This is a genomic window from Acinetobacter sp. UBA3132, assembly GCF_002364825.1.
Classification (GTDB): Bacteria; Pseudomonadota; Gammaproteobacteria; order Pseudomonadales; family Moraxellaceae; genus Acinetobacter; species Acinetobacter schindleri.
Genome location: NZ_DEZM01000167.1, coordinates 13,835 through 14,513, shown reverse-complemented (window position 1 = coordinate 14,513; position 679 = coordinate 13,835). Strand labels below are relative to the sequence as shown.

Genomic DNA, 679 nt, shown 5'->3' with positions numbered 1-679 from the left:
GTAGTTCTGTTCCAGCTTGATAACTTTCAGATTCGGGAAATCCTGCTGTAACAACGCCATGTTTTCCGGTTTAGCCCCACGCCAGGCATAGATCGACTGGTCATCATCCCCTACTGCAGTGAACTGGCCCATTACGCCGACCAGTAACTTCACCAGAATATACTGGGCGGTGTTGGTATCCTGATATTCATCCACCAACAAATAACGCACACGGTTCTGCCATTTGTCACGCACTTCAGCGTTTTCCTGTAACAAACGCGTTGGCATCACAATCAGGTCATCGAAGTCAACGGCGTTATAGGCACGCAAGTTACGTTCATACAATTGATACAAATGCGCAAACTGGACATCTTCCTGAGTTTCACAGGTGGTATGAGCCTGCTCGGGTGGAATCAGATCGTTTTTCCAGTCGGAAATCATCTTCATCGCTTTCGCGATCAACTCCTTGCTTTCTGCACCAGACAAGTTATCGCGATGCATCAGGTCCATCAGAATACGTTTACAGTCATCCGCATCCAGAATCGAGAAATTATTTTTCAGCGGTGTATGTTTTAGCTCTAAACGTAATAGATTCAGACCAAAGGTATGGAAGGTCGATACTGATAAGCCTTTGCCTTCTTCACGTGTGAGTAACTTACTTACTCGCTCTTTCATTTCACGTGCGGCTTTGTTGGTAAAG

At 45.8% G+C, this 679-nt stretch carries 1 protein-coding gene; it reads right to left on the bottom strand.

All coding sequences use genetic code 11. From position 1 onward, the window contains the following. Positions 1–679: UvrD-helicase domain-containing protein (locus tag B4033_RS09040; RefSeq protein WP_286833315.1), on the bottom strand; the 679-nt coding region annotated here is incomplete at both ends.